We start from the raw sequence: 6,587 nt of genomic DNA, 5'->3' as shown, positions 1-6,587 counted from the left end.
GCGCCGGCCCTGCAGCCCCGGCGCCGGCCCATGCCTCCGTCGCCCCCACCCCGTCGCACAATTGGGCGCTCCCTGCGTGACCTCAACTCCTATACGCCGCTGAGGTCACGCACAGGACGCAGAATTGTGCACCCCCCACCCCCGCGACCTCACTCCAGCCCCGCTCCGACCCCGAAGGACCCACACCCATGTACACCGACCTCAAGGACCAGCTGACCGCCGAGCTCGACGAGATCGAGCAGGCCGGCACCTTCAAGCACGAGCGCGTCATCTCCACCGCGCAGTCCGGCCGCATCACCGCCGGCCCCGTCGGCCGCGACGGCGCCGAGGTGCTGAACTTCTGCGCGAACAACTACCTGGGCCTCGCCGACGACGAGCGGCTCGTCGCCTCCGCCAAGCGCGCCCTGGACGAGCGCGGCTTCGGCATGGCCTCGGTGCGCTTCATCTGCGGCACCCAGGACCTCCACCTCGAGCTCGAGCAGGCGCTGTCCGCCTTCCTCGGCACCGAGGACACGATCCTGTTCTCCTCCTGCTTCGACGCGAACGGCGCCGTCTTCGAGCCGCTGTTCGGCAGGGAGGACGCGATCATCTCCGACGCCCTGAACCACGCCTCCCTCATCGACGGGATCCGCCTGTCCAAGGCCGCCCGCTTCCGCTACGCCAACGCCGACCTGGACGACCTGCGCACCCAGCTCGAGGCCGCCGCCGCGCTGCACGACGGCAGGGGCGCGAGGCGCACCGTCATCGTCACCGACGGCGTGTTCTCGATGGACGGCTACCTCGCCCCGCTGCCCGGCATCTGCGACCTCGCCGACGAGTTCGGCGCGCTGGTCATGGTCGACGACTCCCACGCCGTCGGCTTCATGGGCGAGTCCGGCGCCGGCACCCCCGAGCACTTCGGCGTCTCCGACCGCGTGGACATCTTTACGGGCACCTTCGGCAAGGCGCTCGGCGGCGCGAGCGGCGGCTACGTCTCCGGCAGGCGCGAGATCGTCGCGATGCTGCGCCAGAAGGGCCGCCCGTACCTGTTCTCCAACTCGCTGGCCCCCTCGATCACGGCTGCGACGCTCACCGCGCTGCAGCTCGTCGAGGGCAGCGCCGAGCTGCGCGCGACCCTGTTCCGCAACGCGGAGCTGTTCCGCGACCGGATGGGCGAGGAGGGCTTCGAGCTGCTCGACGGCGAGCACGCGATCGTGCCGGTCATGTTCGGGGACGCCGCCCTCGCCGCCCGGATCGCCGACGCCATGCTCGACCAGGGCGTGTACGTCACCGCGTTCTCCTACCCGGTGGTGCCGAAGGGGCAGGCGCGCATCCGCGTGCAGCTCTCCGCAGCGCACACCGAGGAGGACATCGAGGCGGCAGTGCGCGCCTTCGTCGCCGCCCGTGAGGCCGTGCAGGCCGGCTGACCACGGCAGGACGGCGGCCCCGAGCCGACGGTTCGTGCTCGGCCGCGGAAGTCCGACCGGGTGGGCCGAATGAAACTGCGCTCCCTTCGTGACCTCAGCCCGTACATGGCGTTGAGGTCACGCAGGGAGCGCAGAATTATGCGCGGGCCGGATGGGTGGCGTCTCGTCAGCCCAGCCGCATCCAGTCGTCGGTCCGCACCCGCAGGCCGAGGCTGATCGCGCGCAGCACCATGAAGAAGAAGTTGCAGGCCAGCCACAGCAGCGCGAGCCCCAGTGGGCCGCCCGGTGCCCACAGCGCCACCGCGATCGCGCCGGGCAGGACCAGCACCGCGATGAGCGAGCCGACCTTCGCCAGGTAGGGCGCGTCCCCGGCGCCCATCAGCACCCCGTCGAGCACGAACACGTACCCGGCGATCGGCTGGGTGATCACCAGTACCCACAGCGCCGCGCGCAGGCTCTCCTGCACAGCGACATCGGGCGTGAAAAGCGAGGGCACCACGTAGCTGGCCGCGAGCAGCAGCACCGCGACGACCGCGCCGCCGCCCACGCCCCACACCATCAGCCGCCGCGTCACGGCGTGGACGGTGCGCGGGTCCGAGGCGCCGAGATACCGCCCGGTCAGCGCCTGCCCCGCGATCGCGAGGGAGTCCAGCGCCAGGGACAGCACCGTGAACACCGTGGTGGTGAGCTGGTGCGCGGCCAGCTGCACATCCCCGAGCCCGGTGGCGACCACGGTCGAGGCGATCACCACCACCCGCAGGGACAGGGTGCGCACGAACATCGGCACGGCGTCCCGGCCCACGGCGACGAGGTTCGCCGGCTGCAGCCCGAGCCCGATCCCCTCTCGCCGGGCACGGCGGACGATCACCGCCAGCAGCAGCACCAGCGCCATGACCCACTGGGCGATCACCGTGCCGATCGCGGAGCCGGCGATGCCGAGGTCGAGCCCGAAGATCAGCAGCGCGTTCAGCGGGATGTTCACGATCGCGCCGCCGACGGCGACCACCAGCGGCAGCGTCGCATCCTGCAGCCCGCGCACCAGACCCGTCGCGGCCTGCACGGCGAGCATGGCGGGCAGGCCGAGAGCGCTGATGCGCAGGTAGATCGTCGCCTCGGCGAGCACCTCGGGGGAGGGGCCGAACAGGGCCAGCAGCGGCTCCCCGGCCACCACCAGCACGAGCGCCGCGGCGGCGCCGACGAGCAGGGCGAGCCAGCAGGCGTCGATCCCGCGGGAGATCGCCTCGCGGCGGCGGCCGGCGCCGAAGGAGCGGGCGACCGCGGCGGTGGTGGAGTAGGCGAGGAACACGGCCAGGCCCACGACGGTGGTGAGCACCATCGAGGCGAGGCCCAGGCCCGCGAGCGAGGTCGTCGAGACGCGGGCGATGAACGCGGAGTCGGCGAGGACGAACAGCGGCTCGGCCACGAGCGCGCCGAGGCTCGGGATCGCCAGGCGCAGGATGTCGCGGTCGACGGTGCGCCGCGCCCGCTCCTCGCGCGGCTCGGCGATCGGCGCCTCCCGCGGCTCGGCCGTCGGCTCCTCGCGGTCGCCGCCCGTCGGCTGCTCGCGGTCTCCGGATGTCGGCCCCGAGGGTCCGTCGTCCCTCAGCTCGTCGGGCTCGTCGGGAGAAGGAGCAGGGGTGGGCACCCCACCATTGTGCGACGAGCACCCGACCATCGTCGGTGCCGGGGTCACAGGTGCGCGTGAGACAGTTCCTGCGGAGCACTCCGCCCTGCGCCCCGGCGCGGCGACGGGGCCCACGCCCCGCCGGACGGCGGGACCCACCCCGTCGGACCGCCTTCCCGAGGAGCAGGATGAACCGCCTCGCCCGCCTGAGCCTGAACAACAGGTCCTTCATCGCCCTGGTGTGCATCGCCGTGTCGATCATCGGCGCGTTCATCATGACCACGATGCGCCAGGAGCTGATCCCCTCGGTCTCCCTGCCGCAGATCCAGGTGATGACCACCGCTCCCGGGTCCTCGTCCGAGCAGGTCAGGGACCGGATCACGAGCCCCGTCGAGCAGTCGCTGCAGGGGCTGGAGAACGTCGAGGCCACCTCCTCGACCTCCCAGGCGGGGCTGTCGATGGTCACCGTCGAGCTCACCTACGGCACCGACGTGGCCCGCTCCTCGAACCAGGTCGACGCGGCGCTGAGCCGCATCGAGGAGCAGCTCCCCTCGGACGCGGATCCGCAGGTCATCTCCGGCGGCACCAGCGACCTGCCCGCCGTGGTGCTGTCGGTCTCCTCGGACCTGGATCCCTCCGACCTCGCCTCGCGCCTCGACGCCTCGGTGACCCCCGAGCTCGAGCGCATCGGCGGGGTCTCCTCCGTCGCGGTGATCGGCGCGCCCGAGCAGATCGTGCGCATCACCCCGGACGAGGCCGCGCTCGCCGAGAACGGCCTGACCGAGGACGACATCTCCACCGCCCTGGACGCGAGCGGCCTGTCCCTGCCCGGTGGCTCCGTCACCGACGGGGACCGCACGATGGACGTCGTGCTCGGGCAGAGCATCGACAGCCTCGAGAGCCTCGAGGGGATCGTGCTGATGCCGTCCGACGGCGCCTCCGGCTCCGGCGGCGAGGACGCGCAGGGCGCCGGCCAGCAGGGCGCCGACGGACAGGCCGCGGGCGGCCAGCAGGGCGCCGACCAGCAGGGCGCGCAGGGGGCCGACGGGCAGCAGACCCAGCCCGGCACCGCCCCGGGCGAGCCCGCGGAGCCGGTCACCCTCGGCGAGGTCGCCACCGTCGAGCAGACCACCGAGGAGCCCACCTCCGTCTCGCGCACCAACGGCCGCGAGTCGCTCGTGGTGATGGTGACCGCGACCGTCGACGGCAACGTCGTGGACATCTCCGGGGACGTCGAGAGCGTCCTGGACGACACCCTCGCGGGCCTCGGCGGCGACGCCCAGGCGGACGTCGTCTTCGACCAGGCCCCCTTCATCCAGGAGTCGATCCTGGCGCTGGCCGAGGAGGGCCTGCTGGGCCTGCTCTTCGCCGTCGGCGTGATCCTGCTGTTCCTGCGCCGGGTGCGGCCCACCGTGGTCACCGCGATCTCGATCCCGACCTCGCTGCTGATCGCGTTCATCGGCATGTACGTCACCGGGTACACGCTGAACATGCTGACCCTCGCGGCGCTGACGATCTCCATCGGCCGGGTGGTCGACGACTCGATCGTGGTGATCGAGAACATCATGCGCCACCTCGCCTACGGCAAGACCAAGCGCCGCGCGATCCTCGACGCGGTGGGCGAGGTCGCCGGCGCGATCACCGCCTCCACCCTCGCCACCGTCGTGGTGTTCCTGCCGATCGCGGTGGTCGCGGGCATGGCCGGGGAGCTGTTCCGGCCCTTCGCCCTCACCGTCGGCATCGCGATGCTGTCCTCGCTGCTGGTGGCGCTGACGATCGTGCCGGTGCTCGCGTACTGGTTCCTGAAGCCCCCGAAGGGCCACGGGGACATCGACCCCGATGACGCCGCGCAGGTCGCGGCGATCCGCGAGGACGCCGAGGCGAAGGAGGAGCGCACCTGGCTGCACCGCCTCTACGCCCCCGTGCTGCGGGCGACGCTGGACACGCTGCCGCGCCGCCTGCTCACCCTCGGCGGCGCGGTGATCGTGCTGATCGGCAGCGTGCTGCTGATCCCGCTGGTCAACGTCAGCTTCCTGGGCGACACGGGGCAGAACATCGCCTCGATCACCCAGACCCTCCCGGCCGGCACCAACCTCCAGCAGGCCTCCGACAAGGCGGCCGAGTCGGAGGACGCGCTGCTGGAGATCGACGGGGTCGAGACCGTGCAGACCACCATCGGCGGCGGCCAGTTCGGCATGGGCGGCGGCGGCGAGAACGAGGTCAGCTTCTCCATCACCACCGACGCCGACGCGGACCAGGAGGCGCTGAGCGAGGAGATGGTCTCCGCCCTCGAGGCCCTGCCCGAGCCCGGCGAGGTCGAGGCGGCCGACGTCGCCTCGCCCACCGGCTCGAACTCGGTGGACATCATGATCACCGGCCCCACCGCGGAGGACCGTCAGGCCGCGAACGACGCGATCCTGGCCGAGCTCGACCCGCTGCCGGACGGCGTCTCCGAGGTCACCAGCGACCTCGAGGGCGACCAGCCGACGGCCGTGGTGACCGTGGACCGTGAGGCCGCGGCGCGGATGGGGCTGACCGAGGAGGCCGTGGTCGGCCTGGTCGCCCAGCAGATGTTCCCCGGGGCGATCGGCACGATCACCCTCGAGGACGACGAGCTGGACATCTACGTCGAGGGCGGCGAGAGCGTGGACACCTTCGCGCAGCTGCAGGACCTCGAGCTGATGGGCTCGATCCCGCTGACGGACGTCGCCTCGGTCGACGAGGAGCTCTCCCGCCCCTCCATCTCGACCCAGGACGGGCTCGAGACGGTGACCGTCTCGGTGACGCCGGCCGGTGAGGACGTGGGCATCGCGACCCGCGCCGCGAACGACGCGATCGCCGCGGCGGACCTGCCCGAGGGCGTCGAGGCGACCGTGGGCGGCACCGCCGCGGACATCGACGAGACCTTCGGACAGCTCGGCATCGCCATGGTCGCCGCGATCCTGCTGGTGTACGTGCTGCTGGTGTGGATCTTCAAGTCCCTGATCCAGCCGCTGATCCTGCTGGTCTCCATCCTCTTCGCGGCGATCGGCTCGCTGGGCCTGCTGGTCATCACCCGCGTGCCGCTGGGGCTGCCCTCGATGATCGGCCTGCTGATGCTGGTGGGCATCGTGGTCACCAACGCGATCGTGCTGATCGACCTGGTCAACCAGTACCGACGCCACGGGATGGCTCTGGACGAGGCGCTGCACCTCGGCGCCTCCAAGCGTCTGCGCCCGATCCTGATGACCGCGGCGGCGACGATCTTCGCGCTCGTCCCGATGGCGCTGGGGATCACCGGCAACGGCGGGTTCATCGCCCAGCCGCTGGCCGTGGTGGTCATCGGCGGCCTGATCTCCTCCACCCTGCTCACCCTCGTGATCGTGCCGGTGCTGTACCGGATGGCAGAGGGCCCGGGGGAGCGGCGCCGTCTGAAGGAGGAGGCCCGGATCGCGGAGCGCCGGGGCGGCCGCTCCGGCCGCGCGGAGGCCGAGCGGCGCGAGGCCGAGGGCGACGCCCCGGTGGATCACCTCGCCGAGAGCGAGTCCGTCGGCCGGGCCGGGACGAGCACCGGCGCG

At 72.2% G+C, this 6,587-nt stretch carries 3 protein-coding genes; 2 read left to right on the top strand and 1 reads right to left on the bottom strand.

Annotated elements, in window-relative coordinates; genetic code table 11:
* Window positions 1-188 precede the first annotated feature (188 nt).
* On the top strand, window positions 189-1,406 hold the full coding sequence (locus HMPREF3159_RS13350; protein WP_070501588.1) for a glycine C-acetyltransferase: 1,218 nt from the start codon (window positions 189-191) through the stop codon (window positions 1,404-1,406).
* Window positions 1,407-1,572: 166 nt separating this feature from the next.
* On the opposite strand, the gene HMPREF3159_RS13345 is transcribed toward HMPREF3159_RS13350, so the two are convergent.
* A complete protein-coding gene (locus HMPREF3159_RS13345; protein ID WP_083305954.1) occupies window positions 1,573-3,051 on the bottom strand; it encodes an MATE family efflux transporter in 1,479 nt (492 codons plus the stop codon).
* 167 nt (window positions 3,052-3,218) lie between these two features.
* On the opposite strand from HMPREF3159_RS13345, the gene HMPREF3159_RS13340 reads away from it, so the two are divergent.
* A partial coding sequence (locus HMPREF3159_RS13340; RefSeq protein WP_083305953.1) for an efflux RND transporter permease subunit occupies window positions 3,219-6,587 on the top strand: 3,369 nt, incomplete at its 3' end.

It is taken from the genome of Brachybacterium sp. HMSC06H03 (assembly GCF_001807385.1).
GTDB lineage: Bacteria > Actinomycetota > Actinomycetes > Actinomycetales > Dermabacteraceae > Brachybacterium > Brachybacterium conglomeratum.
The sequence above is the reverse complement of the archived record's forward strand: the minus strand, read 5'-3'. Positions and strand labels throughout refer to the sequence as shown.

Excerpts from the sequence above, each read along its gene's own strand:
- HMPREF3159_RS13350 (WP_070501588.1), top strand. The coding sequence starts at position 189 with ATGTACACCGACCTCAAGGACCAGCTGACCGCCGAGCTCGACGAGATC.